The organism is Pseudomonas sp. Xaverov 259 (assembly GCF_019352915.1).
Classification (GTDB): Bacteria; Pseudomonadota; Gammaproteobacteria; order Pseudomonadales; family Pseudomonadaceae; genus Aquipseudomonas.
In genome coordinates, this window is record NZ_JAAAFV010000027.1 from 24578 (window position 1) to 49153 (window position 24576).

Annotated in this window: 20 protein-coding genes; 7 read left to right on the forward strand and 13 right to left on the reverse strand. The window is 59.4% G+C overall.

Features of this window, described 5'->3' with window-relative positions; genetic code table 11:
- Nucleotides 1–11 precede the first annotated feature (11 nt).
- The 6 genes from K0H48_RS09435 to K0H48_RS09460 all read left to right on the forward strand — a co-directional run bounded on the left by K0H48_RS09435 (nt 12) and on the right by K0H48_RS09460 (nt 5938).
- A complete protein-coding gene (locus tag K0H48_RS09435) occupies nt 12–1205 on the forward strand; it encodes an SfnB family sulfur acquisition oxidoreductase (RefSeq protein WP_219267265.1) in 1194 nt (397 codons plus the stop codon).
- Complete coding sequence (locus K0H48_RS09440) at nt 1206–2558, forward strand: LLM class flavin-dependent oxidoreductase (RefSeq protein ID WP_219267266.1); 1353 nt, start codon at nt 1206–1208, stop codon at nt 2556–2558.
- 144 nt (nt 2559–2702) lie between these two features.
- Entirely contained in the window at nt 2703–3518 is an 816-nt protein-coding gene (locus tag K0H48_RS09445) for a MetQ/NlpA family ABC transporter substrate-binding protein (protein ID WP_219267267.1), read from the forward strand.
- Nucleotides 3515–4627, forward strand: coding sequence for a methionine ABC transporter ATP-binding protein (locus K0H48_RS09450; protein WP_219267268.1), 1113 nt, complete (start codon nt 3515–3517; stop codon nt 4625–4627). The genes K0H48_RS09445 and K0H48_RS09450 overlap by 4 nt, the downstream gene beginning before the upstream one ends.
- Nucleotides 4617–5261, forward strand: coding sequence for a methionine ABC transporter permease (locus K0H48_RS09455; RefSeq protein ID WP_219267269.1), 645 nt, complete (start codon nt 4617–4619; stop codon nt 5259–5261). Before K0H48_RS09450 ends, K0H48_RS09455 begins: the two co-directional genes overlap by 11 nt.
- Before the next feature lie 50 nt (nt 5262–5311).
- On the forward strand, nt 5312–5938 hold the full coding sequence (locus K0H48_RS09460) for a bifunctional 2-polyprenyl-6-hydroxyphenol methylase/3-demethylubiquinol 3-O-methyltransferase UbiG (RefSeq protein WP_219267270.1): 627 nt from the start codon (nt 5312–5314) through the stop codon (nt 5936–5938).
- Nucleotides 5939–6060: 122 nt separating this feature from the next.
- Here the strand turns inward: K0H48_RS09460 and K0H48_RS09465 are convergent, their stop codons facing one another.
- From K0H48_RS09465 to K0H48_RS09480, 4 genes are all read right to left on the reverse strand, one after another.
- The gene (locus K0H48_RS09465) at nt 6061–8241 is read right to left on the reverse strand and encodes a glycoside hydrolase (RefSeq protein WP_219267271.1); all 2181 of its coding nucleotides are present in this window, start codon (nt 8239–8241) and stop codon (nt 6061–6063) included.
- A 115-nt stretch (nt 8242–8356) separates the two neighbouring features.
- Nucleotides 8357–11410: an efflux RND transporter permease subunit gene (locus tag K0H48_RS09470; protein ID WP_219267272.1), complete on the reverse strand. Its 3054-nt coding sequence runs from the start codon at nt 11408–11410 to the stop codon at nt 8357–8359.
- Nucleotides 11407–12477: an efflux RND transporter periplasmic adaptor subunit gene (locus tag K0H48_RS09475; protein ID WP_219267273.1), complete on the reverse strand. Its 1071-nt coding sequence runs from the start codon at nt 12475–12477 to the stop codon at nt 11407–11409. Before K0H48_RS09475 ends, K0H48_RS09470 begins: the two co-directional genes overlap by 4 nt.
- Nucleotides 12474–13556 carry an efflux RND transporter periplasmic adaptor subunit gene (locus K0H48_RS09480; RefSeq protein ID WP_219267274.1) on the reverse strand — a complete coding sequence of 361 codons (1083 nt, stop codon included), beginning with the start codon at nt 13554–13556 and terminating at the stop codon, nt 12474–12476. The genes K0H48_RS09475 and K0H48_RS09480 overlap by 4 nt, the downstream gene beginning before the upstream one ends.
- A 120-nt stretch (nt 13557–13676) precedes the next feature.
- On the opposite strand from K0H48_RS09480, the gene K0H48_RS09485 reads away from it, so the two are divergent.
- Complete coding sequence (locus K0H48_RS09485; protein WP_219267275.1) at nt 13677–14837, forward strand: AAA family ATPase; 1161 nt, start codon at nt 13677–13679, stop codon at nt 14835–14837.
- Between the two features lie 124 nt (nt 14838–14961).
- Here the strand turns inward: K0H48_RS09485 and K0H48_RS09490 are convergent, their stop codons facing one another.
- The 9 genes from K0H48_RS09490 to K0H48_RS09530 form a co-directional block, all read right to left on the reverse strand.
- Nucleotides 14962–15813, reverse strand: a complete 852-nt coding sequence (locus tag K0H48_RS09490) for a transporter substrate-binding domain-containing protein (RefSeq protein ID WP_219267276.1) — start codon at nt 15811–15813, stop codon at nt 14962–14964.
- A complete protein-coding gene (locus tag K0H48_RS09495) occupies nt 15810–16586 on the reverse strand; it encodes an amino acid ABC transporter ATP-binding protein (RefSeq protein WP_219267277.1) in 777 nt (258 codons plus the stop codon). The genes K0H48_RS09490 and K0H48_RS09495 overlap by 4 nt, the downstream gene beginning before the upstream one ends.
- Entirely contained in the window at nt 16583–17242 is a 660-nt protein-coding gene (locus K0H48_RS09500) for an amino acid ABC transporter permease (protein ID WP_219267278.1), read from the reverse strand. The genes K0H48_RS09495 and K0H48_RS09500 overlap by 4 nt, the downstream gene beginning before the upstream one ends.
- The gene (locus tag K0H48_RS09505; RefSeq protein ID WP_003187615.1) at nt 17223–17888 is read right to left on the reverse strand and encodes an amino acid ABC transporter permease; all 666 of its coding nucleotides are present in this window, start codon (nt 17886–17888) and stop codon (nt 17223–17225) included. Before K0H48_RS09505 ends, K0H48_RS09500 begins: the two co-directional genes overlap by 20 nt.
- 480 nt (nt 17889–18368) lie before the next feature.
- On the reverse strand, nt 18369–19151 hold the full coding sequence (locus K0H48_RS09510) for a MetQ/NlpA family ABC transporter substrate-binding protein (protein WP_219267279.1): 783 nt from the start codon (nt 19149–19151) through the stop codon (nt 18369–18371).
- A 125-nt stretch (nt 19152–19276) separates the two neighbouring features.
- A complete protein-coding gene (locus tag K0H48_RS09515; protein ID WP_219267280.1) occupies nt 19277–20218 on the reverse strand; it encodes a sigma 54-interacting transcriptional regulator in 942 nt (313 codons plus the stop codon).
- Between the two features lie 47 nt (nt 20219–20265).
- Nucleotides 20266–20847, reverse strand: a complete 582-nt coding sequence (locus tag K0H48_RS09520) for an alpha/beta hydrolase (RefSeq protein WP_219267281.1) — start codon at nt 20845–20847, stop codon at nt 20266–20268.
- Between the two features lie 255 nt (nt 20848–21102).
- Complete coding sequence (locus K0H48_RS09525) at nt 21103–23988, reverse strand: glycosyltransferase family 32 protein (RefSeq protein ID WP_219267282.1); 2886 nt, start codon at nt 23986–23988, stop codon at nt 21103–21105.
- Nucleotides 23989–24174: 186 nt separating this feature from the next.
- Nucleotides 24175–24576, reverse strand: coding sequence for a biopolymer transporter ExbD (locus tag K0H48_RS09530; RefSeq protein WP_005783751.1), 402 nt, complete (start codon nt 24574–24576; stop codon nt 24175–24177).

The window sequence follows — 24576 nt, forward strand, 5'->3', positions numbered from 1 at the left end:
TGGAGAAACCCATGACTTTTTCCCCTAACGTCGCGGTCATCACCAGCGACGAACAAGCTCTTGTTGTCGCCAGCGACCTGGCCGAAGACTTTCGCCGTGACAGCGCCCAGCGCGACCGCGAACGCCGCCTGCCCTTGCCTGAATTGGACGTGTTTTCGCGCTCCGGCCTGTGGGGCATCAGCGTGCCCAAGGAGTATGGCGGCGCCGGCGTGTCCAACGTCACCCTGGCCAAAGTCATCGCCCTGATCGCCCAGGCCGACGCCTCGCTGGGCCAGATCCCGCAAAACCACTTTTATGCGCTGGAGGTCCTGCGCGTAAACGGCAGCCCGGCCCAGCAACAACGCCTGTACGCCGAAGTACTCGCCGGGCAACGTTTCGGCAATGCGCTGGCGGAACTAGGTACCAAAACCGCCCACGACCGCGTCACCTCCATCACACGCGATGGCGATGGTTTTCGCATCACCGGGCGCAAGTTTTACTCCACTGGTGCGATCTACGCTCAACGCATCCCTACTTCGGTGGTGGATGAACACGGCGTGCAGCAACTGGCGTTTGTGCCCCGTAACAGCGAGGGTTTGAGCGTGATCGACGACTGGAGTGGCTTCGGTCAGCGCACCACTGGCAGCGGCTCGGTGGTGTTCGAAAACGTCTGGGTGGCAGCCCAGGACGTAATCCCGTTCCAGAGCGCCTTCGCGCGCCCGACCACCGTCGGCCCGCTGGCGCAGATCCTTCACGCCGCCATCGACACCGGCATAGCCCGCGCCGCCTTCGAAGACGCGCTGCACTTTGTGCGCACCAAAACTCGCCCGTGGATCGACGCCGGCAACGACAAGGCCAGCGAAGACCCGCTGACGCTCAAGAGCTTCGGCCACTTGAGCGTCCGCCTGCACGCTGCCGAAGCCTTGCTGGAGCGCTCGGGTGAATACCTCGACCGCGCCCAGGCCGACAGCAATGCCCAGACCGTCGCGGCGGCCTCGATTGCTGTCGCCGAAGTGCGCGCCCTGAGCACGGAAATTTCCCTGGCTGCCGGCAGCACCTTGTTCGAGTTGGCGGGCAGCCAGGCGACCCTGGCCGAGCATGGCCTCGACCGCCACTGGCGCAACGCCCGCGTACATACCCTGCACGACCCGGTGCGCTGGAAATACCACGCGGTGGGCAATTACTACCTCAACGATGAAAACCCACCCCTGCGGGGGACCCTCTGAATGGCCAAGAAAAAAATCCTGCTCAATGCCTTCAACATGAACTGCATCGGGCATATCAACCACGGCCTGTGGACCCACCCACGGGACACCTCGACGCACTACAAAACGGTCGAATACTGGACCGACCTGGCGCAAACCCTGGAGCGCGGGCTGTTCGACGGTTTGTTCATCGCGGATATCGTCGGCGTGTACGACGTGTACCAGAACGCTATTGACGTGCCGCTCAAAGAGTCGATCCAACTGCCGGTCAATGACCCGTTGCTGTTGGTCTCGGCGATGGCCGCCGTGACCAAAAACCTCGGTTTCGGCCTCACCGCCAACCTCACCTACGAGCCGCCGTACCTGTTCGCCCGGCGCATGTCCACGCTCGATCACCTGAGCCGTGGCCGGGTCGGTTGGAACATCGTCACCGGCTACCTCGACAGCGCGGCCAAGGCCATGGGCCTGACCGAGCAGGTCGAGCATGACCGCCGCTATGACCAGGCCGATGAGTACCTGCAGGTGCTGTACAAACTCTGGGAAGGCAGCTGGGAAGACGACGCGGTGCTCAACGACCCCAAGCAACGGGTCTACGCGCAACCGGGCAAGGTGCACAAGGTCGAGCATCACGGCGAGTTTTATCAGGTGGAGGGTTATCACCTGTGCGAACCCTCGCCGCAGCGCACGCCGGTGCTGTTCCAGGCGGGCAGTTCGGACCGTGGCCTGCTGTTCGCCGGGCAACATGCCGAGTGCGTGTTCATCAGCGGCCAGAACAAGGCCGCGACCAAAGCCCAGGTGGACAAGGTGCGCGCCAGTGCCGTCGCGGCCGGGCGCAACCCGGAGGACATCAAGGTGTTCATGGGGCTTAACGTGATCGTTGGCGCCACCGAAGAACTGGCCTGGGCCAAACACGCCGAGTACTTGAGCTACGCCAGCCCGGAGGCCGGCGTGGCGCACTTTTCGGCATCCACCGCGATTGATTTTTCTCAATACGAAATCGACGAACCGATCCAGTACGTGAAGAGCAACGCGATTCAGTCGGCCACCAAGAACCTGCAGAACAACGACTGGACCCGGCGCAAATTGCTGGAGCAGCACGCCTTGGGTGGGCGCTACATCACTTTGGTTGGCTCGCCCGAACAGGTGGCGGATGAGCTGGAATCCTGGATCAGCGAGACAGGGCTGGATGGCTTCAATTTGACGCGCATCGTGACGCCGGAAAGCTATGTCGACTTTATCGATTTGGTGGTGCCCGAGTTGCAGAAGCGTGGGTCGTACAAGACGGCTTATGAGCAGGGAACACTGCGCGAAAAGGTCTTTCACGCCGGCGCTCGCCTGCCCGAACAACACACCGGATCAACCTACCGACACTGAACCAAAACTGTGGGAGCTGGCTTGCCTGCGATGGCGGTGGGTCAGCAAAAAATATGTGGCTGACACGCCGCCATCGCAGGCAAGCCAGCTCCCACATTTAGAGCCACATTGTTCTTACCAACACCTTATGACTGGAAATCGATTATGAAAAAAACACTGCTCTCCCACCCAGTCAAAGCACTGGCCCTGGCCTTCGGCTTATTCAGCGCCAGCGTTTTCGCCGCTGACGCACCGCTGAAAATCGGCACCACCGCCGCCTTCGCGATTCCCCTCGAAGCCGCCGTCGCTGAAGCCGGCAAGCAAGGCCTGAAAGTCGAGCTGGTGGAGTTCACCGACTGGATCGCGCCCAACGTCAGCCTGGCCGCCGGCGATATCGACGTGAACTACTTCCAGCACATCCCGTTCCTGGAAAACGCCAAGGCCGCCGCCGGTTTTGACCTGGTGCCATACGCGCCGGGCATCATCAATAACGTCGGGCTGTACTCCAAGAAGTACAAAACCATCAACGACCTGCCCCAAGGCGCCAGCGTGGCGATTGCCAACGACCCGATCAACAGCGGTCGCGGCTTGCAATTGCTGGCCAAGGCCGGGCTGATCAGCCTCAAGCCGGGCGTGGGCTACAAGGCTACCGAAGAAGACATCATCGCCAACCCGAAAAAGCTCAAGATCCTGCAAGTCGAGGCCGTGCAACTGGTGCGCGCCTATGACGACGCCGATCTGGTGCAGGGCTACCCGGCCTACATCCGTCTGTCCAAGACCTTCGATGCCGAGTCGGCGCTGCTGTTCGACGGCCTCGACCACCCGGAATACGTGATTCAGTTTGTGATCCAGCCCAAGAGCAAAACCGACCCACGGGTGATCAAGTTCGTCGACATTTACCAGCACTCGCCGGTGGTACGTGCCGCGCTGGATAAATCCCTCGGCAAGCTTTACCAGGTCGGCTGGGAAGCTAAAAAATGACCGCCGCCCACGCCCAACTGCGCGACCTGGGCACACCACCCAGGGACGCCGAGCAGACAGAGCTGCACCCGGACCTGAACCGCGCCCATGTGCGCTTCATCAACCTGGGCAAAACCTATGACGGCGCCGTGCATGCCCTGCAAGGCATTGATCTGGCGATCCAGCATGGTGAAGTGTTCGGCATTATCGGCCGCAGCGGCGCCGGCAAGTCGTCGCTGATCCGCACCATCAACCGCCTGGAACAACCCAGCAGCGGGCGCGTATTGATCGATCAGGTGGACATCGGTGAGTTCGACGAAGACCGCCTGGTGGCGCTGCGTCGGCGCATCGGCATGATCTTCCAGCACTTCAACCTGATGTCGGCCAAGACCGTGTGGCAGAACGTCGAACTGCCGCTGAAAGTCGCCGGAGTGCCCAAGCCGCAGCGGGAGCAAAAAGTGCGCGAGTTGCTGGAACTGGTCGGCCTCAAGGACAAGCACAGAGCCTACCCGGCGCAACTCTCCGGCGGGCAGAAACAGCGCGTGGGCATCGCCCGTTCGCTGGTGCACGACCCGCAGATTTTACTGTGCGACGAAGCCACTTCGGCCCTCGACCCGGAAACCACCCAGTCGATCCTCGGCCTGTTGCGCGAGATCAACCAGCGCCTGGGCCTGACCATCGTGTTGATCACCCACGAGATGGCGGTGATTCGCGATATCTGCGACCGCGTGGTGGTATTGGAACACGGGCGCATCGTCGAACAAGGCCCGGTGTGGCAAGTGTTCGGCAACCCGCAGCACGAGGTCAGTAAAACTTTGCTGGCGCCGTTGCAACACGGGCTGCCGGACGAACTGCAAAGTCGCTTGCAGGCTGAACCTTCGTCGACGGCGGCGGTGGTGTTGCGGTTGCAGTTCACCGGCAGCGCCGCAGACGAACCGGACCTGGCCGCGCTGTTCAGCGCCCTCGGCGGGCGCGTGCGCTTGCTGCAAGGCGGTGTGGAACGGATTCAGGGACATGCACTGGGGCAATTGTTGTTGGCGGTAAATGGCTCGCCACACAACGCCGAGGAACTGCGCAACCGTGCCGGGCATTGGGCACAACAGGTGGAGGTGCTGGGCTATGTGGTTTGAACGTTTATTGCAGGGCGCCATCGACACCTTGTTGATGGTTGGCGTGTCATCGCTGATCGCACTGCTGGTGGGGATACCGCTGGCGGTGTTCCTGGTCACCAGCGACAAAGGTGGCATCTACCAGGCACCGGCGCTGAACCGCGTGCTGGGAGCGTTCGTCAATCTGTTCCGTTCGATTCCGTTTTTGATCCTGATGGTGGCGCTGATCCCGTTCACCCGGCTGATCGTCGGCACTACCTACGGCGTGTGGGCCGCCGTTGTACCGCTGACCATCGCCGCCACGCCGTTCTTTGCGCGCATCGCCGAGGTCAGTTTGCGTGAGGTCGACCACGGCCTGATTGAAGCAGCACAGGCCATGGGCTGCCGCCGCTGGCACATTATCTGGCATGTGTTGCTGCCAGAAGCACTGCCGGGGATTGTGGGTGGTTTTACGATTACCCTGGTGACCATGATCAACTCGTCGGCCATGGCTGGGGCGATTGGGGCTGGCGGTTTGGGGGACATTGCGTATCGGTATGGGTATCAGCGCTTTGATACGCAGATCATGCTCACGGTAATTGTGCTGCTGGTGGTGTTGGTGGCGGTGATTCAGCTGGGTGGAGATCGGTTGGCGCGGGGGCTTAACAAGAGGTGAGGTAGAGGTGAGGTATAGTCAGGCAATCTCAGCGCCCGGTATTACCCGTCATGACCCTAAAGCCCGACGACCTCAACCAAATCACCACCACCACCCTCGGCCACTACAACAAAGTCGCCGAAGACTTCCGCGAAGGCACGCGCGATCACGATGTGAGCCAGAACATCGACGCCCTGCTGCGGCATATCGACGGCTCGGCGCCGTTCACCGTGCTGGATTTCGGCTGCGGCCCTGGGCGGGATTTGCGCACGTTTACGCGCATGGGGCATATCGCCGTGGGGCTGGACGGCTCTGAGCGCTTTGCGCAGATGGCGCGTGAAGACAGTGGTTGTGAGGTGTTGCAGCAGGACTTTCTGAAGCTGGCTTTACCCGCCGCGCGCTTTGATGGGGTGTTTGCCAATGCGGTGCTGTTTCATATTCCCAAGCAGGAACTGCCACGGGTGCTCAAGCAGCTGCATGGGGCGCTGAAGCCGGGTGGTGTGTTGTTCAGTTCCAACCCTCGAGGTGAGAACCAGGAAGGCTGGAACGGGCCTCGGTACGGGTCTTATCACGACCTCGAGGCGTGGCGGGGTTTGCTGACGGCGGCGGGGTTTGTGGAGTTGGAGCATTACTACCGACCGGCCGGGTTGCCGCGGGAGCAGCAGCCTTGGTTGGCGAGTGTGTGGCGCAAGCTTTAGAACTCGGTTGCCTGGTCAGACGCTTTCGCAGGCAAGCCAGCTCCCACATTTGACCGAGTTCCAATATTGGAATGCGATAAAATGTGGGAGCGGGCTTGCTCGCGAAGGTCTTTGCGGCACGGTCATTGGACCTGATACACCACCGGTTTTTCACCCGCCACCAACGCCGTCACACTGCGCCCCACATACCCTGCTTGCTCCTGCACAGAAAAATTCGCCACCAACCTTGTGCCATCGGCAAAGGTAGTCTGTTGCACCTTTTTGTCCGCTGTCAGCCAACGAAAATCGGTCATCGCCTGAGCCGCCAAACGCTGATGCAACGGCCTGAAAAAGCGGTCCTGACGCTGGATCACTGGCAGCCGCTGCGCAAAGGTCGCATCCGTCAGGTGATACAGCGGCGGCACGTTGTAGAGCAACTGGGTCAGCTCGTTCTCGGCCCGCACATTGCTCAGCTTCAGGCTGTCGAACAGCCAATGGTGGGTGGTAATCACCGAGCCGTGAAACACCGCCTGGTACAGCGGCAGGCGCGTCGTCGGGTCGAAGTACAGCGTGCGCAACGGCTCTTTCAACGGTACAGGCTTGAAGAACACCGCCGGCTGTTCCGGCGGGTACCAGTTGCCGACGTAATAGGGCGACTGCTTGTCCTGGGTCATCTGCCGATCGCCCCAGCCGATCACCGGCGTCTGCATGCCGTGGGCAAACAGAGTGCCTTGAGCAGTGCTGGCATTGCCATCTTCGGAGCCCGCCGGCAGCTTGAGTACCGTGCTGATCCAGCGGGAGGCGTCGATATTGCCTTCAGCGTTCTGCGCCTGAGTCATTGGCGCACTGTCACGGTAGCTGTCGAACACCATGCCGGTGGCGTAGGCATCCAGGAACCAGGCGTTGAAACCGGCTTTGGCCTGCACGGCCTTCACCCGCGCTTCCAGTGAAGGCCGTATACAGCGCGGGTCGATGTAGTGGCCCGATTGCTGGAAGCCCGTCTTCAACTTGCCGTCCTTGAGCACAATCGCACAGTCGCGGTAGGCCTTGGCGCCCAGGTGCGCGGTGGTCCAGTCCGGGTTTTCGCTGGCGGACAAGGCGGTCTCGTAAGAATCGTAAGGCGCTACCAGGTAACCAGCCTCGACACCGGCGCGAATCGCTTCGGGGTGCCACAGGCCGCCTTCCCAGCCTTCGCCCAGGGTCAGTAACAGGCGCGGCAGGCCGGCGTCGCGCAGGGATTGAATCGTCTGGTTGCCCCAGGTCTCGGGGGTGCCGGTCAAGGCCCCGGCAAAGTCCTTGGCCAGCTCGCTGCGCAGTTCACCATAGCGGGCGGCGAGTCGGGTCATGTCCGGGTCTTCTACTTGCCATGCCTGCCGCGCTCGCTGGTTGATCGCCCCATTGAGGCCGCGCAGCAAGACACCTTGCTCATAGCGATTCAAGGCGGTGGCCTGGGCCAGAACCTGAGCAGCCCCTTTGTCCAATAACCCTTTGAGGTCATGGCCGCGCAAGCGCTTGACCAGTAGTGGCCAATCCCGCACATCGGCCCGTGTCAGCAGGCTGTTGCCCCACAGGTAGATATGGCTGGCGCCCAGCAGTTTTTCGGCCTCCGGCGTTTGCCGCAGCTTGTCGGCCAGCGGCTCATAGCGGCCTTGCTCCACCAGCCATTGGCGATAGCGCTTGGCGCCGGCCAAGGGGTCGGCGTCGCCCAGGTGCAAGCGCAAGGTCATCGGCGCCGTGGGGTCAAGACGGGTAAATTCGTGAGCCACCGAGAGTGCCAGGCCCTGGCCGTCGGCCTGCCATTGCAAATGGTTGTTGTAGGGGTTGGTCAGCAACCAGTTTAATGTGAAGCGGCCGTGATCCATGCCCCACAGCGGCAGGCTGAGATCCTGAGTGGTATTGAGTTCGCCCTGCTCCAGCAGAAACGCTTTCCATACGGCGTTACCGGCCGGTATGTAATGCCCTTCGGCCAAGGGCCAGATCAAGCCCTTGCCCATGGCCGCCGCGGGTTGGCGCAGCAGCGGCAACTCACCCGGCTCGCGGGCGCTGATGGTCAGGGACAGGTCGCGTTGCTCAAGGCGAGCCGACAGGTGATAAGCGCCGTTGTCCCACTGCCAGGCAGCCTGCTCGGCACCCGCCTGCATATCACTGACAGCATGGGCAGCCACCCCGCTGGACGCCTGCACAGCGGCCTCGCCTGCGGGAGTGACACTCAGCGCGAGCGTGGCGGGGTCGAGTTCGACACGCCACAGGGCGTTTTCCAACACAGTACCGGCTAATGCCAATGGAGACAGAAACAGGCAGACAACCAGCAAAAAATGACGCATGGCACGGGCCTTCCAGACAAGATCAGGCCCGGAGGGTAATGCACATAACCCTCAGAAAATGTTCGAAAAGTGTTTCAAAGAACCTTCCCACATCCTTTTAGGAAGGCTCCGATGGTCAGGCCTGTTCTTTTTTCGGCTCGCGAATCTTGTACCAAGCCACATACAACGCCGGCAAAAACAGCAGCGTCAACAAGGTGGCAATGATGATCCCGCCAATCATCGCGTAGGCCATCGGCCCCCAGAACACCTCCCGCGCAATCGGGATCATGCCCAGGCTGGCCGCCGCTGCAGTGAGCAGGATCGGCCGGCGGCGGTGCTCGGTGGCTTCCACCACCGCGTCCCACGGTGTGTAGCCGGCCACTTCATATTCGTGGATCTGCGTCACCAGAATCACCGAGTTACGGATGATAATACCGATCAGCGCAAGGATGCCGAGGATCGCCACAAAGCCCATGGGCGTGCCGGTGGGAATCAGCGCCAGCACCACGCCAATAAGGCCCAGCGGCGCGACACTGGCCACCAGGAACATCTTCTGCACGCTGTGCAGCTGGATCATCAGGAAGGTCGCCATCAGGAACAGCATCAGCGGCACCACCTTGGCAATCGGGCCTTGGGCCTTGCCGCTTTCTTCGACGGTGCCGCCGGTGGCCACCTTGTAACCCACCGGCAGCTCGGCGCTGAATTTGTCGATGGTCGGCGCCAGCTGTTTCACCAGGTCCGTGGGTTGCATCTCGTCGCGCACCGAGGCCTTGATGGTGATCGTCGGCTTGCGGTCGCGACGCCATACCAGCGGCTGCTCCAGCTCATAACGCACGGTGGCGAAGGCCAGCAGCGGAATCGAGGTGCCGTTGGGCGTGACGATCTGCAGGTTCTGCAAGGTTTCCGGCGTGCCACGCTCGGCATCTTCGGCGCGGCCGACCACGTTAATCAGGTAAATATCGTCGTGTACCTGGGTCACCGAGGCGCCGCTGACCACGCTGTTCATCAACTGCGCCACGTCTTCCGACGACAGCCCCAGTTGCCGCGCCTTGTCCTGGGCAATGTCCACGCGCAGTACTTTGCCCGGTTCGTTCCAGTCGTAGATGATCTCGCCCAAGTGGGTGTTTTGATCCAGCAACGTTGCCAGTTCGATCGCGTGTTTGCGCACCTGGTCGATGTCTTTGCCCGACACACGATATTGAATCGGCCGCCCCACCGGCGGGCCCATTTCCAGCGGCTGCACATAACTGCCGATGCCGACAAAGTCATCACGCAGGCGCCTTTGCAGGCGCGCAATCAAGGCGCCGCGCTCCTCCAGGCCTTTGCTTACGATGACCAACTGCGCGTAGTAGGGGTTTTCCAGTTGCTGATCCAAAGGCAGGTAGAAACGAATCGCGCCCTGGCCGATATAGGTGCTCCAACGCGCAATGTCCGGGTCGTCCTTGATGATTGCTTCAAGGCGGTCGACGGCCTTGCGCGTCTCGTTGATCGAGGCGTTTTGCGGCAGGTTGAGGTCGACCAGGATTTCCGGGCGGTCCGAGGACGGGAAGAACTGGTTCTGCACAAACTGCATGGAAAACACCGAGGCCACAAACAGGCCCACGGTAATGCCGATGGCCCACCAGCGGTTGCGCATGGCCCAGAGCATGCCGCCATTGAAGGCGCGGCCGATACGCCCCGGCTCGGCGTTATGCGGCTTTACGTTGGCGCTGAGGATATGCACGCCAATCACTGGCGCAAACAGCACCGCCACCACCCACGACACCAACATGGCCACGGCAATCACCGCGAACAGGGTAAAAGTGTACTCACCCGCCGAACTGGCGTTGAGGCCAATCGGCACAAAACCGGCGACGGTCACCAGCGTACCGGTAAGCATCGGGAAGGCTGTGGAGGTGTAGGCGTAAGTCGCCGCCTGCTCCTTGGTTTCGCCTTTTTCCAGGCGCGTGATCATCATCTCCACGGTGATCATCGCGTCGTCCACCAACAGGCCGAGGGCAATGATCAAGGCGCCCAACGACACCCGCTGCATGGTGATGCCGCTGTATTCCATGAACACAAACACCAGCGCCAGCACCAGTGGAATCGAGCACGCCACCACCAGGCCAGCACGCATGCCGAGGCTGATAAAGCTCACCACCAACACGATGATCACCGCTTCAAACAAGGCGCTGGTAAAGCCGCCGACGGCTTCTTCCACCACTTCGGCCTGGTCGGAAACCTTATGCACGCCAACGCCCACCGGCAGGTCAGCGGTCAGTTCGTCCATGCGCGTGTGCAGCGCCTTGCCGAACGACTGGATATTGCCGCCCTTCTGCATGGCGATGGCCAAACCGATCGCCGGCTTGCCATTGAAGCGGAACATCGGCCGCGCCGGGTCGACGTAGCCACGGCTGATATCGGCAATGTCCGCCAACCGATAGAAGCGGTCATTGAGCCGCAGGTTGACGTTGGCCAGGTCTTTTTCCGAGGCGAATTGCCCGGACGTGCGCACCGAAATCCGCTCCGGCCCGGCCTCGATCACCCCGGCGGGGGTCACGGCGTTCTGTGATTGCAGGCTTTGCACCACTTGGCGCTGATCAATGCCCAGCGCCGCCAGTTTGCGCGTGGAGAAGTTCAGGTAAATCACTTCGTCCTGCTGGCCGATCATCTCGACCTTGCCCAGCCCCGGCACCGAACGGATCTCGGCGCGCACCTGTTCTACGTAGTCGCGCAGCTGGCGCATCGACAGGCCGTCGCCGGTAAAGGCATACACCGAGCCGAACACATCACCAAACTCATCGTTGAACGACGGCCCCTGCAAACCCTGGGGGAAGGTGCCGCGAATATCATCGATCTTCTTGCGCACCTGGTACCAGATCTCCGGGATGGCCTTGGCGCTGGTGGTGTCCTTGAGGAATACGAATACCGTGGATTCACCCGGCCGCGTGTAGCTTTTCACGTAGTCGAGGGAGTCGAGTTCTTCGAGTTTTTTCTCGATGCGGTCGGTGACCTGCTTAAGGGTTTCTTCCTGGGTCGCGCCCGGCCAGCGGGTCTGGATCACCATGGTCTTGATGGTGAACGACGGGTCTTCCTCGCGGCCCAGGTTCATGTAGGAGAACACGCCCATCAGCAGCGCGACGAACATCAGGTACCAGACGAAGGACTGATGCTTGAGGGCCCAGTCGGATAAGTTGAAGCTCCCTTTCATCGCGGGCTGTCCTCGTCGATTTTGACTTTTTGCCCGGGTTTCAGGCTGTTCACACCAGCGGTGACGATGCGTTCGCCGGGTTTGACGCCGCCGTTAAGCAGGGCGCTGTTGGCATCGCGGCTGATCACCGTGACGTCACGCGGCTGCACGGTCTGGCTTTGGGTGTCGAGCAGCCAGATGCGGGTCTTGCCGTCGACTTCCTGCAACGCGGTCAACGGCAGTTCGATACGCGGAGCGATGGCGCTGCTCAAGGTCACGCTGATGGCCGTGCCAAGGCGAAACGCAGGTGGCGTCTCGGCCAGGGTCAGGCGCGCGCGGCGGGTGCGCGTGGCGCTTTGGGCCTGGGGTTCGATTTCGCGCACGATGGCGGTGGTATTGACGCTGGGGTCGAGCTGCCCGGCGACCAGAAACACCACGTCCGGCGGCAGGCGCTCGGCGAGCCCGGCGGGCAGGTCGATCACCGCTTCCTTGATGTCCGGACGCGCCAGCGTTACCACTTGCTGGCCGGCGCTGACCACTTGGCCGGCCTCGGCATTCCAGGCGGTAACGATACCGGCGTGGTCGGTGCGCAGTTCGGCGTAGTTGAGTTGGTCTTTAGCCTGGTTGACCGAGGCTTTGGCTTGATCAAGGGTCGCCTGGGTGGTTTTCAGGTCGGTCTGGGCCACATCCAGCTGGGCCTGGGCACCGACGCCGCGATTGAACAGTTCCTGCTGGCGCCGAGCGTTGGCCTGGGCGTTGATGAACTGCGCCTGCACCCGGGCGAGGTCGCCTTGGGCGGCGCGCAACTGGTTTTGCTGGTCGGTGGGGTCGAGCACCGCCAGCAAGGCGCCCTTCTCCACTTCGGCGCCAACATCCACGGCACGGCGGGCGATACGGCCGGGCACGCGGAAACCCAGGTTGCTTTCGTAGCGGGCCTGGATGGTGCCGGCGAAGCGGCCGAGGGTTTCCTGGTCTTCGGACTTCACTTCCATGGACAGCACCGGGCGCACGGGCTCGGGCGGCGCTTCCTCTTTGGAGCAGGCGGCCAACAACAGGCTGGCGGCAAGCAATGCCGTCAGGCGCTTCATGGCTGGACTCCTTGTTGGGCGATCTCGACGATCATGCCGGGGTGCAGCAATTGCCCGCCGGCCACCACGACTTTTTCGCCGCCTTTGAGGCCATCGCCAATGATCACTTTGCCGGTCAGGTAGCGCGCTACCGTCACTTTGTGCAGTTGCGCCTTGCCGTCGCCGTCAATCAGCCACACGGCGGGTTCGTTGAGGTCTTTGGTCAGCGCCGACCACGGCAGCTCGATACTGGCCTTGGCCGGGCCGTTGGCCGTGGCGCTGACCACCGAACCCAACTGCATGCCTTTGGGCAGCGATTGCAGGGCGATTTTCACTTGCACGGTGCCGGTATTGGCCGCCACGGCGGGCGTGACTTCACGCACTTTACCCACCGCCTTGATGCTCGGGTTGTCCAGCAGGCTCACGGTAATGGGCGCATCGGGCGGCGGCTCCACCAGCAAGGATTCATAGACATTGAACACCGCATCGCGCTCACCATCGGTGGCCAGGCTGAAAATCGGCACGGTGGCCTGCACCACCTGGCCGACTTCGGCCTGGCGCGCCGTGATCACGCCCGGCGCATCGGCGATCAGCGCGGTGTAGCCGAGTTGTTCGCGGGCATTGGCCAATTGGGCTTGGGCGGCAGCCAGGGCACTTTGGCTGCTGCGCAACGCGGCCTGGGCGGCGTCGTATTCGCTGCGGCTGGTGTAGCCCTTGGGCAAGAGCTTTTCCTGGCGCACAAAGGCGGCAGCGGTTTGCTTGACCCGCGCCTGCTCGGCCACGACCTGGGCCTGGGCGGAATCGACATTGGTCTGCAAATCCTTGGGGTCGAGCTTGGCCAGCACTTGCTTGGCGGTCACGCGGTCGCCCACGTCGACCATGCGCTGGATGATCTTGCCGCCCACGCGAAAGGACAAGTCAGTTTGCACGCGGGCCTGGATATCGCCGGTCAGGGTCACGGCCGCGGCAAAATCCGCGGGCTGCACGGTCTGCACAAACACCCGCGAATGTTCCTTGGGTTCGGTCTTTTCCTGGCCGCAGCCGCTCAACAGCGTCAGCAGGCCAAGTCCGAAAATACAGGTGTAAATACGACCGCCCATGCAGGCTCCTTTTGCGTGACGCGATGTGACAGTGAGTATGCGACTGTGAGCTTAGATCAGGGTTCCTTATCTGCATGGAGCATCCCATACTCCAAGGGTTCCCACGCCGACTAAATACACATGCTCAAAACCCTCGCGGTGGCCAACTACCGCTCGATCAATAAACTGGTGGTGCCGCTGGACCGCTTGAACCTGGTGACCGGTCCCAATGGCAGCGGCAAGTCCAACCTGTACCGCGCCTTACGCTTGCTGGCCGAAACCGCCCAAGGCGGGGTGATCAATGCATTGGCGCGTGAAGGCGGGCTGGATTCGACCTTTTGGGCCGGGCCCGAGAACGTCAGCCGACGCATGCGCAATGGCGAGGTGGCCGTTGAGCCAACCGTGCGCCAGGGCGTCAAACGCCTGCGCCTGGGGTTTGCCGCTGAGGATTTCAGCTACGCAATCTCCCTTGGCTTGCCGGAAAAGACCCTATCCGCGTTCCAACTGGACCCGGAGGTAAAGAAAGAATGCATCTGGGCCGGTCACATCTACCGCCCGGCCAGCCTGCTGGTGCAGCGCTCCGGGCCGATGGTGCGCGCCCGTGATGGCCGCGCCTGGGATGTACTGGCCCAGCACACGCCCAACTACCACAGCCTGTTCGATCAGGTCGGCAGCCTGCGTGGCTCGCCGGAAGTGTTGCTGCTGCGCGAAAGCATTCGTGGCTGGCGTTTTTATGATCATTTTCGCAGTGATGTGGATGCACCCGTGCGCCAGCCGCAACTGGGCACGCGCACGCCGGTACTGCATCACGACGGGCGCGACTTGGCTGCAGCATTGCAGACCATCCGCGAAATCGGCGACCCCGAGGCGTTGCAACGCGCAGTCAGTGATGCCTTCCCCGGCGCGCGGTTGAATATCGAGCCGTTGCAAGGCGGGCGTTTTGCGATTGAGTTTTATCAGGAAGGTTTGCTGCGGCCGTTGTCGGCAGCGGAATTGTCAGACGGCACCTTGCGCTACCTGCTGCTGATCGCGGCACTGCTGACGCCACGGCCGCCGACCATGATGGTACTCAACGAGCCGGAAACCAGCCTGCACCCGGACTTATTGCCGGCGTTGGCGCGCTTGATTATCCAGGCCTCGACGCAGTGCCAGGTGTGGGTGGTGTCGCATGCCAGCCGCTTGATTGCGGCGTTGCAGCAGGATGAGCAATGCAATTGCATCGTGCTGGAGAAGGTGATGGGGCAGACTCAGATTGTCGGCCAGGGGATTCTGGATGCACCGGCCTGGCATTGGCCGGAATAATCGGTGCCTGGAAGGGCCTCATCGCGGGCAAGCCCGCTCCCACACTTGAAGGTATGCACAAATCAAAATGTGGGAGCGGGCTTGCTCGCGAAAGCGGTAGATCAGTCACCACAAAAGCAACGGATCAACCCTGCCACTTACCGCCTTCAACAATCACACTCTCAGGCTTGGTGTCATCGCTCAATTCCTTACGCACATACTGGTCATACAGCTTGAGCAAAAACTTCTCCTCACCCAACTTCGCCAGCTCCGCGTTCACCCAGTCGCGCAGTTCGATATTGCCCTTCTTCACCGCCGGCGCAATCGGCGCTTCATCGCCGAGTTTCTCTTCCAGCACGCGGTAGCCAGGGTTTTGCTTGGCCCAGCTGAACAGCACCAGGTTGTCTTGCGCGTAGGCATCGCCACGACCGGCCGACAGGGCTTGCAGTGACTCGGAGTTTTTCTCGAACTTGAGCAGTTTCCAGTCCGGGTGGTTCTTGGTCAGCCAGATGTCGGCGGTGGTGCCGGTGGTGACGATGGTGGTGCGGGTCGCCAGGTCATCCAGGCTTTTCACCGCGCTGTCATTCGGCACCAGGGCTTGTACCGCAACTTTGAGGTTGGGGTTGGTGAAGTCCACCGCGTCCTTGCGCTCCGGCGTCACGGTCATGTTGGCGAGGATCAGGTCGACCTTGTCGCTTTGCAGGAACGGAATACGGCTGGCCGGCTCGACGGCTACGAACTCGACCTTGTTTTCATCGCCCAGCAGGTCCTTGGCGAATTGGCGGCCGATGTCGGTATCAAACCCCACATAGCGCCCCGCTTCGTTCACGAAACCAAAGGGTGGCTTGTCGGTAAACACGCCGACAATCAGCTTGTCGCGTGCTTTGATCTTGTCGATGTAGCTGGCAGCAGCGACGGGTTTGGCAGGCTCTTCGGCCTTTTTATCGCAGCCGGCCAGTAAGGCAACGGCAAACAGTGGCAGCAGTAGTTTTTTCATATCAGCTCCAATTCCTTGGTCTTTTTGGGCAGTGTTGAAACAAAGGAGAACTTCTCCAGAAACTGCTGCGCGCGTGCGGTTTGCGGGTTCGTAAAGAATGCCTCGGGGGTGTTGTGTTCGAGAATGCGACCGGCCTCCATAAACACCACGCGGTCAGCGACGGCGCGGGCGAAGGCCATTTCATGGGTGACGATCAACAGGGTCATGCCATCGCGGGCCAGGCCTTGAATCACTTCCAGTACTTCCTTGACCATCTCCGGGTCGAGGGCGGCGGTGACTTCATCAAACAGCATGACCTGCGGGTTCATGCACAGCGAACGGACGATGGCGATGCGTTGCTGCTGGCCGCCGGACAGCTGGCGCGGGAAGGCGTCGCGCTTGTCGGCGAGACCTACGCGCGCCAGCAGTTTCTCTGCTTGCTCACGGGCTTCGCGTGGGTTGCGTTTTTGCACTTTCAACGGGCCGAGCAGGATGTTGTCGAGCACGCTCATGTGCGGGAACAGGTGGTAGCTCTGGAACACCATGCCCACCTCCTGACGCACCTGGCGCCAATCGGTGTTTTTGTCCAGCAGCTCCTTGCCGGCAAACCGCAGGCTGCCGCTGTGGGCGACTTCCAAACCATTAAGGCAGCGCAGCAACGTGCTTTTGCCGCAGCCACTGGGGCCGAGGATCACCACCACTTCGCCACTTTGCACACTCAGGTCGATGCCCTTGAGCACCTGCGCCTCGCCGAAGAATTTGTTGAAACCCTGGAACTCGATCAATGCGCTCATGCCTGGCCCCAGCGCCGTTCCAGCACCTTGGAGGCGGCCGACAACGGGTAGCAGATGAAAAAGAAAAACAGGAACAGCACGCCGTAGATCAGTACCGACTCGTAGGTGCGCTCGATGATTTGCTGGCCGACCTTGATCACATCCACCACGCCGATCAGCACCGCCAGCGAGCTGGTCTTGATGATGCGTGTGTAGACGTTGATGGTCGGCGGCGTCATGCGTTTGAGGGCTTGGGGCAGCAATACGTAGCCGTACAGTTGCGGGTCGGATAAACCAATCGACAACCCTGCCTCGCGCTGGCCACGTGGCAGCGAATGCAGCGCGCCACGCACCACCTCGCCCACCTCGCTGGCGCCCCAGAGCGACAGCACCAGCACCGCGCACCAGAAACTTGGAATGCTCAGGCCAAAGAAGATCGGCAGCCCGAAAAACAGCAGGTACAACCACACCAGCACCGGGATCGCCCGGAACAGTTCCAGGTAAACCCGTAGCACCGCGTTGATCAGCCAGTTATTCAAAGTGCGCAACACGCCGTACAACACACCGCCGACGGTGCTGAAGGCGATGCTCAAAAACGATATCGACAGGGTTTGCGCCGCGCCCTTGCCCAATTGCGGCAACGACACCCACAATAACTCAAGACCCGAACTGGCCATGCTGGAGCCTCCTTTCCAGGCGGCTGAGCAACAGCGACAGCGGCAAGAACAGCAACACGCAAATCAGCGTCAGCACGGCGAGCATTTCGTAGGTCTTGTAGTAGAGCGCGATGTAGCTCTTGGTGGTGTAGAGAATCTCCGGCACCGCCACGGCGGACACTACGGTGGTCTCTTTGAGCAAAAAGATGAAATTGGCGAACAGCGCCGGCAGGCTGAGGATACCGGCCTGGGGCAGGATCACGTGGCGCAGCAGTTGCCAGTCGGACAGGCCGATGGACTTGCCCGATTCGATCTGCGCCAGCGGCACCGCTTCCACCCCGGCGCGCAGCACTTCAGTGAGGTAGGCGCCGCCGAGGAAGGTCATGGTGATGATCGCCGCCCAGAACCCGGAGATGTTGAAGCCCAGGGCCGGCAAGGCGAAGTACACGAAAAACAGTTGGATCAGCAGCGGTGTATTGCGTGCCAGCTCCACATACAGCGCCACCAGGCGTGACAGGTAGGGCGTGCGAAACACCAGCAATGCGGCGTTGATCAGCGCCACCAGCAACGAGGTGGCAATGGCGATCAAGCCCACTTGCAGCGTCACCCCCACGGCCTTTAGAAACGCCGGCAAGGTGCTGAGGATAAAAGCAAAATCGAAGGTCATCTTGAGTCCATGACGCCGCATGGTAATGCGGCGGGCGCTGTCCGTTCCGACGAGGGTAACGCCGGATAGCGCGAACTTTAAAGGTATAAAAAGTAAAATTTAAATACCAAAATAGCATATTGATATCACCCAAAAAGATAACCGACGGATTCGCGGCCTTGGCGGGTGACGGCTATGGTTGCTGGGTCTGGATTCGAGGGAATGAATAATGAACGAAGCGAAACCGATTGATCCGCAGGAGCTGGTGAAGTGGCTGGTGGCGTTGCGTCGGGCGATCAACAGCCGCGATCTCTGAGCCACTGCCCTGATCGTTCCCACGCTCTGCGTGGGAATGCAGCGCAGGACGCTCCGCGTCCGCTCTAAAGTCGTGACGCGGAGCGTCACAGGAGGCATTCCCACGCGGAGCGTGGGAACGATCAAAAAAACGCCGACGCTGCAGTAGCCGTCGGCGTTCAAACCTTGAAGGGGGTTTGGTCTACATCAGAACGCAGGCACTACCGCGCCGTTGTACTTCTTCTCGATGAAGGCTTTGACTTCCGGGCTGGTCAGGGCTTTGGCCAGTTTCTGGATAGCATCGCTGTCCTTGTTGTCCGGGCGGGCCACCAGGAAGTTCACGTACGGCGACTTGGCGTCTTCGATGATCAGCGCGTCTTTGGCTGGGTTGAGGCCGGCTTCCAAGGCGTAGTTGGTGTTGATCACGTCCAGGTCAACCTGGTCCAGTACACGTGGCAGCAGCGCCGATTCCAGCTCTTTGAATTTCAGGTTTTTCGGGTTGCTGGCGATGTCTTTCGGCGTAGCCAGTGCATTGGTCGGGTCTTTCAGCGTAATCAGACCGTTCTTTTGCAGCAGCAACAGGGCACGGCCGGCGTTGGAGCCTTCGTTCGGGATAGCTACGGTGGCGCCCTCTTTAAGTTCAGAGATGTTCTTGATCTTTTTCGAGTAACCACCGATCGGCTCAACGTGCACACCAATCACGGTGACCAGGTTGGTGCCCTTGCCCTTGTTGAAGTTTTCCAGGTACGGCAGGGTCTGGAAGTAGTTGGCGTCCAGACGCTTCTCGGCGACCTGGGTGTTGGGTTGCACATAGTCAGTGAAGACTTTGATTTGCAGGTCCACGCCTTCTTTAGCCAGGGTCGGCTTGACCAGCTCAAGGATCTCCGCGTGCGGGATCGGGGTAGCCGCTACCACCAGTTTCTCGTTGGCTTGGGCGAAGCTTGCAGTCAGGGCAGCCGCCAGTGCGGTAAACAACAGAACCTTTTTCATGCAGTGTCCTTATCGAAATTCCGGGGCGTCTCTGACGACCGTTTTTTATGGTGTGCCAGCGAAGTGCTATCGCGGCGTGGAATGGACAATACCTAGTTTTTTTATTCCCGAACAATATCTTTTATTCAAGTTGATATTCCATTTTGTTCATGTAGCCGCTGTTCATTTAGAAAGCTGAGCAAGGTGTGCCGCTCGGCGGCGCTGGCACTCGCGAAGATCCGCTGCAGTTGTTCCAGCGGCGAGCCTGCGGCGGGCAGGTTCAAATGCTCGGGCAAAATCTCATCGCCACTGCTTACCAACAACGCAAAGTGAATAACGTTTTCCAGCTCGCGGGTATTGCCCGGCCAACTGTGATGTTCCAGCACACGCTGGGCGGCGTCACTGATCAGCGGCACCGGCAAGTCCAGGCGTTGGCTGTAGATGCCGAGGAAATATTCAGCCAGGGACAAAATATCGCCCACCCGCTCGCGCAGGGCCGGCAGGTCGAGCTGGCCTTCGCTCAAGTAATGGAACAGGCGCTCATGAAACTTGCCGGCGGCTACAGCCTGGGCCAGGTCGATGCTGGTAGCGGCCACCAGGCGTACATCCACCGGGCTCGGCTGATGCGCGCCGACACGTGTGACTTCGTGATTTTCCAGGGCCGCGAGCAATTTCACCTGGATCGGCAGCGGCAAGTCACCAATCTCGTCCAGGTACAAGGTGCCGCCGTTGGCAGAGCCAAACCAGCCCGCCCGACTACTCTCTGCGCCGCTGTGGCTACCGGCGGCATAGCCAAACAACTCGGCATCCGCATAGGTGGGGCTGATGGCACCACAGTTGACCGAGACAAACAGGCCAGTACGGTCACTGCCACGGTGGATGTGTCGCGCCAGCAGTTCTTTACCACTGCCGGTTTCACCGCAGATCAATACGGGTAAGGCGCGCGGCGCAAGGCTTTCCAATTCTTCACGCAGCTGGCGTGAGCGTGGGTCGACGAACACCAACGCCTTGGCGCGGATGCTCAGTGGGCTTTTTTCGGCATCGGGAAAGGTCAGCAAAGGCTGGCCGTAGGTTTCATGCAGACTCATGGCGGGCTCCCGCCCCAATCCACTCAGGGACGGGGCGTTGAAAAATATTAGGCGCTACGCCGAGCGTGGTGCTCGGGGCGATGTTGCAGGCGATAAAGGTAAGCAAAACCTTGTTCCCAGCGCCGGTGGCCGGACTTCACATTGATATGCCCGGCACCCGAGAGGATGCCGGCTTCGGCGCCCCATTGACGTGCCAACTCCAAAGCCCTGGAGGCGCTGACGGCACTGTCGTTGTCGGAGCTGACCACTTGGCTGGGGAATGGCAACAAATCGGCAGGAATCGGTGCGAAATTGCGCAGTGCCGGTGCACACGCCGGGCGTTCGACATCTGCCGGAGCCACCAGCAACGCGCCGCGTATCTGACGCAAGAAATGCACGGGTGCGGTGGCGGCCCAGTGGGCCACGGTGATGCAACCCAGGCTATGCGCGATCAGAATCACCGGCGTGCTGTCGGCGGCGATGGCCTCGGCCAGCGCGGCCACCCAGTCTTCGCGACGCGGGGTAAGCCAATCGGCCTGCTCCACGCGTGCGCTGTTGGGCAGGCTGTTCTGCCAATGACTTTGCCAATGATCTTCTGGCGATCCTTGCCAGCCCGGCACGATCAGATAACGAATCGACTCGCTGTGCATGGGTGTGCCCTCCTGCAGCGTTTAACGTTGCTGGTCAGTATAGAGGCACTCAAACAATCAAATAAGGAATAAAAAGGAATTTGTTAATAACCAAAAACTCATGAAATTACTTTTTTCGAAGCCTGTTGCTCCGACATTCATGGAACCCAAACCATTGCCCCCCCAACACCAAGGCATCAGGGGGCGGTGACTGTAATGCCGTCAGTCGTTGAGTTGTATAACCCAGGTCTCAACGACGACGACCGCTTTGCCAATTCAACGCGAGTGATACATAGAGTGCTCTGAGCCAATAGTTACCCCAAACCTATTGTGCATTGGCATATAAAAACTCAGTGCTTCTTTGTACTTATTTTTATAGTCCTCGGGAAGTATAAAACGCTCCGCCATTAGTTCAGTAATTTCATCAATCACCGGGAAAAACCCATATTCTTCTTGCTCCGCTACATCACTAAACATTCTCGGCCCGGTCACCTCGAAAACTTTCATTTCGTACTCTTTATAGGTTTGCCGCTCTATAGCTGTCGAGCTGTCGTTCAGGAAAGGACGATGGGTGTTAAACCACGGTTCGTTGGCTTTGTATCGCTGATACGACTCCTCCAGAATCTTATCGAACAACGGATTACCTGGATGACTTGCAAAATTACTTGTATTGAACCCGTGGAAATCCGCACCTGCATACTTGACGGGCGCGCTCATCAATACATCACTTTGCGTAGCGTTCAGCGTGACCCCGCCCACGTCAAACGTCAGCGCATCATCTGTATCCAGATATATTCCACCGTACTTTTTTATCAACGCCACGCGCATCACGTCCGATGAGGCTGCCAAATTCTGCCCCTGGCCTGAGCGAAAGTACTGATACATTTCTCCATACTTACTATCATTTAGTTCTCGAAAAGCCTCATCGTCTTTTAGATCATGCACTTCCAGCCCACCCACTTTGTGATCCAGCGCGGACTTTATTTTCTGAAAAGCATTCGCGTTATTTGCATCCACATGAACAATGGACTTGTATCCTGGACTTTTTCTAGAGTTTTCCGCAATATTTTCGATCAAATGTTCTGGCATCTCGTTGCCTGCCCAAAAATAGTGAATCACTTTAGGTACCGGCGTAGCGCCCGACGGTAGCGGCGGTAACTTCGGCAGCTTCAGCGTTCTATTGATAACCGAAACAGGTGAGCTTTTACTACCTGCAAGCGCTTCAGACTCGGTGCCACTCAGCCACTCCCCTTGACTATTACGCCAATAAAATATGTCTGCCGCCTCACCTTCATTGGTAAGCCCACGCCAGAGGCCTGCCCCGACGTCATACGTAACTGGAAAAAGGTATTGTTTAATATCAATCATATTGCCTCCCATGAGTGCTGGTTGCACACCGTCCATGGGGATCGTGAACTCTTCGCGGATCACCGGCGGCGAAACAGGCCCCATCGGGTAGCCGATTTGGCCATTGACCCGTCGTGGCGGATTGAAGAATGGGCGCTCCTGTTCACCCACTTGAGCGGGCTCCCGAGCTGTAGCATCAACCCCGGCGGCAATGCCCTCGCTGGACACTCTCCCTGTCATCACTTTCGCCAATGGAGCCCCCGCATGGGTGGCTAGGGGCGGTACCGCGTTCAATACCCCGAAAACGATTCGGTCAGAGGCCGTCGCTTTACCTTTGACGGCATCATCAATACCGATACCTGTTTGAGTGGCCCCGGCAGCCATGAAGAAAACATCCAGGCCTATTGCGACTTCCGGCATGACCAACGCGAGAGGCGTCATGAACATGGCGACCTTCGTGGCCTCTTCCACGCCTTGCAAGACTTTGTTCTTGGTGTAGTCACCATCACTGACGATCGCGTTTTCCGCATCCGAATAAGACCGCGCCTTTTGCCGAACCTTGACCGCTTCAAAAGGATCGTTGCGCAACGGGTCAACAGTGATAAAGCGATCAGGTATCCAGCCATTGAGCCCTGAAAGGAAAGCGTTCCCTGACGCCTGCGCATTGGACCAATTTGCCATCCCTTCCAAGGATTGACGCACACCGTCTGAAAACGACTTGTCGGCTTGGTCCTTGAGAGAGAAATGCGTTAGCAGTGAGGCGCGCTTTACTGGATCGGTGGCTTGCTCGGCCAACCAGGTTTTCATTTTCTGAGGGTTATCGAAACGATGTATCGGCGAGGAGTTACCAGGGATGTACAGCAACGTCAGCTGGGTTCTGCGATCGGTCACACACATCAAGTCGGTTGACTGCAAGCCATTGATGCTCAGCAACCCAATATCCACATTAGGATCCTTTATCCCAGGCGCTGAAAAATCCTGCACCGTCAGCTCCGACCATTCCTTTTGCGCAATAGGCCCTAACGCCCGCTGGGCAAGTGCCGCCTCGACAGGGCCAAGCGTCCCTTCCAAGCGCTGTAGATGGATCGCTTTAAGATAGGATATTTTACTCAATGAAGCGTATGAACCGCTGTGCTTGTCCCAAAACCCGTCCAGCGTATTCTTGTAAAGTTGGGTTCGGTCTGTATCCCAGACCAAGGCTTTGAAGTCCTCAACAGGAATGGACACTTGAGTGGCCGCGCTATAGAGCGCAGCACCTGGAGAACCTGGCTGCCGATAAATACCTTGTCGACTGTGTGCTTCCTCCACCCAGCCTTCAATCTTATTGGTTATATAAACTGCCGGTGAAAAAAACTTGGCGATTTTTCGAAACCACCCCTCATTATCTTCAATTTTTACATCTTGCCTATTTTTCAAAGCCGCCTGGGTCAGCGTTACTTTCTCTACAACATCCTTTTCATCAGTACCATTATGTTTAAACGTAACCAGATACGTGGTGTCAGGATCAACGTCCACCCCCCAATGCTGCTTTATCTTGGTGGACAAAATGGTCGAAATTTCTTTTTCAGGCGAAATAAAATCGGATGCGTGCGTGCTGATATAAGCATCTATTTCAGGATTAGGCTTGAGCCCTTTTGAAGTGGCACTTTCCCGAGAGCCGACATGACTTGACGACCGTTGCGCTAAAGGGTGTTGCGGGCCGGGCCTATCAGGCCGTGAAAAAACACCGACGGGTTGTTTTTCTTCAGGTTGAGCGGTCGTTACTTGCGGGTTCACGAATGCACTTACTGAATGAATAGGAAAACGTACGGTCATGCAACTACTCCTTTAATTAAATTACTCCGTGCGCCGACCAGAATAAGCATACCGTTGCGAATTGCACGCTTGGAAACATTCAAAAACGTGTCAATTCTTTTCTCCTATCAACGCCAAAACACTTAAATAAAAAAGGCCGCACCCTGCCAAGGAAAGCGGCCAAAAAACTGTCGAGACTTTTTGAAACTAACGTGCGGTGATCACCGACAACTTGGTTATGCCCGCGCGCTCGATCGACGCCATGGCTCGCGCCACCTCGCCGTAGTTCACTCCATCGTCAGCCTGCAGTTGCACCCGCACATCGGGGTCCTTGGCCTTGGCCGACTGCAGGTTGAATTCCAGCAGGTCGGGCTGGATTTCGTCCTTGTTGATAAACAATTTGCCCGCGCCGTCGATGCTCACCACCAGCGGGTCTTTCTGCTCCACCGGGGCGACTGCTTGAGTCTTGGGCAGGTTGATCGGGATCGAGTTGGTCAACAACGGCGCGGTGACGATAAACACCACCAGCAGCACCAGCATCACGTCCACCAGCGGCGTGACGTTGATCTCGCTCAGCACTTCATCACTGTCTTGCGTGGAGAAGGCCAT

Bases quoted from the DNA above. Each gene is read 5' to 3' on its own strand.
- K0H48_RS09435 (WP_219267265.1), top strand. From the start codon at position 12: ATGACTTTTTCCCCTAACGTCGCGGTCATCACCAGCGACGAACAAGCT.
- K0H48_RS09440 (WP_219267266.1), top strand. From the start codon at position 1,206: ATGGCCAAGAAAAAAATCCTGCTCAATGCCTTCAACATGAACTGCATC.
- K0H48_RS09445 (WP_219267267.1), top strand. From the start codon at position 2,703: ATGAAAAAAACACTGCTCTCCCACCCAGTCAAAGCACTGGCCCTGGCC.
- K0H48_RS09450 (WP_219267268.1), top strand. From the start codon at position 3,515: ATGACCGCCGCCCACGCCCAACTGCGCGACCTGGGCACACCACCCAGG.
- K0H48_RS09455 (WP_219267269.1), top strand. From the start codon at position 4,617: ATGTGGTTTGAACGTTTATTGCAGGGCGCCATCGACACCTTGTTGATG.
- K0H48_RS09460 (WP_219267270.1), top strand. From the start codon at position 5,312: ATGACCCTAAAGCCCGACGACCTCAACCAAATCACCACCACCACCCTC.
- K0H48_RS09465 (WP_219267271.1), bottom strand. From the start codon at position 8,241: ATGCGTCATTTTTTGCTGGTTGTCTGCCTGTTTCTGTCTCCATTGGCA.
- K0H48_RS09470 (WP_219267272.1), bottom strand. From the start codon at position 11,410: ATGAAAGGGAGCTTCAACTTATCCGACTGGGCCCTCAAGCATCAGTCC.
- K0H48_RS09475 (WP_219267273.1), bottom strand. From the start codon at position 12,477: ATGAAGCGCCTGACGGCATTGCTTGCCGCCAGCCTGTTGTTGGCCGCC.
- K0H48_RS09480 (WP_219267274.1), bottom strand. From the start codon at position 13,556: ATGGGCGGTCGTATTTACACCTGTATTTTCGGACTTGGCCTGCTGACG.
- K0H48_RS09485 (WP_219267275.1), top strand. From the start codon at position 13,677: ATGCTCAAAACCCTCGCGGTGGCCAACTACCGCTCGATCAATAAACTG.
- K0H48_RS09490 (WP_219267276.1), bottom strand. From the start codon at position 15,813: ATGAAAAAACTACTGCTGCCACTGTTTGCCGTTGCCTTACTGGCCGGC.
- K0H48_RS09495 (WP_219267277.1), bottom strand. From the start codon at position 16,586: ATGAGCGCATTGATCGAGTTCCAGGGTTTCAACAAATTCTTCGGCGAG.
- K0H48_RS09500 (WP_219267278.1), bottom strand. From the start codon at position 17,242: ATGGCCAGTTCGGGTCTTGAGTTATTGTGGGTGTCGTTGCCGCAATTG.
- K0H48_RS09505 (WP_003187615.1), bottom strand. From the start codon at position 17,888: ATGACCTTCGATTTTGCTTTTATCCTCAGCACCTTGCCGGCGTTTCTA.
- K0H48_RS09510 (WP_219267279.1), bottom strand. From the start codon at position 19,151: ATGAAAAAGGTTCTGTTGTTTACCGCACTGGCGGCTGCCCTGACTGCA.
- K0H48_RS09515 (WP_219267280.1), bottom strand. From the start codon at position 20,218: ATGAGTCTGCATGAAACCTACGGCCAGCCTTTGCTGACCTTTCCCGAT.
- K0H48_RS09520 (WP_219267281.1), bottom strand. From the start codon at position 20,847: ATGCACAGCGAGTCGATTCGTTATCTGATCGTGCCGGGCTGGCAAGGA.
- K0H48_RS09525 (WP_219267282.1), bottom strand. From the start codon at position 23,988: ATGACCGTACGTTTTCCTATTCATTCAGTAAGTGCATTCGTGAACCCG.
- K0H48_RS09530 (WP_005783751.1), bottom strand. From the start codon at position 24,576: ATGGCCTTCTCCACGCAAGACAGTGATGAAGTGCTGAGCGAGATCAAC.